Source organism: Neisseria sp. N95_16, assembly GCF_002551535.2.
GTDB classification, from domain to species: Bacteria; Pseudomonadota; Gammaproteobacteria; order Burkholderiales; family Neisseriaceae; genus Neisseria; species Neisseria brasiliensis.
In genome coordinates this window covers 1-822 of sequence record NZ_PDBT02000158.1, presented here as the reverse complement: position 1 = coordinate 822, position 822 = coordinate 1, and the positions used below count along the sequence as shown (strand labels likewise).

Sequence of the window (822 nt, the reverse complement as noted above, 5' to 3'; positions counted from 1 at the left end):
CTGTTGTGCTTTTCGGTAACAGTAGGTTCCGTTGACGGAATGCCGTCTGATTTCCCGACTGACGGTGGCGGGATGACAACCGATGTTCTGTGCGATTTGGTTTAGGGGTAGGTTGCGGTAATGTCTGGAAATGTAGTATCTTTGGTGTGAGGTCAGTTGTGTGTAGGCCATATTGCAATCTTTCTTGTCAGGAAAGGCAGTATACCACCGCATACTGGCCTTTTCTGTTATTGGAAATTGCACTTGTTAGGCGAATGTAAGGCCGTCTGAAAGTGTAATTGGGTTTTCAGACGGCCTTTTTGGGTTTAACTATGACACGGAGACCTTTGTAAGACTTAATTTAAACCAAGAAAGCTATGCTCGTCATTCCCGCGTCGGCGGGAATCCAGACTTATCGGCTTCAGGAATATTTAGCTATTACAGTAATTTGAAGTTCTAGATTCTCGCCGGCGCGGGAATGACGATTTAAAGATTTCTAAAGATTTACGAGTTTTACAAAAGTCTCACGTTGTTTGTTGATGAGGGTATGATGAATCAGATGGAAAATTATGCGTTAAAGCCCTTACATTCGCCTAACAAGTGCAATTTCCAATAACAGAAAAGGCCAGTATGCGGTAGTATACTGCCTTTCCTGACAAGAAAGATTGCAATATAGCCTACACACAATTGACCTCACACCAAAGATACTACATTTCCAGACATTACCGCAACCTACCCCTAAATCAAATCGCACAGAACATCGGTTGTCATCCCGCCACCGTCAGTCGGGAAATCAGACGGCATTCCGTCAACGGAACCTACTGTTACCGAAAAGCACAACAG

At 44.0% G+C, this 822-nt stretch carries 2 protein-coding genes; one reads left to right on the top strand and one right to left on the bottom strand.

Annotated features, from left to right (window positions below; translation table 11 throughout):
• The coding region (locus tag CRG49_RS14205) for a helix-turn-helix domain-containing protein (protein ID WP_157807888.1) at window positions 1-171 on the bottom strand (171 nt) is incomplete at its 3' end.
• Window positions 172-666: 495 nt separating this feature from the next.
• Between CRG49_RS14205 and CRG49_RS14200 the strand changes: the two genes are divergently transcribed.
• Window positions 667-822 (top strand): helix-turn-helix domain-containing protein (locus tag CRG49_RS14200; RefSeq protein WP_198515180.1); only part of this gene is annotated, 156 nt, incomplete at its 3' end.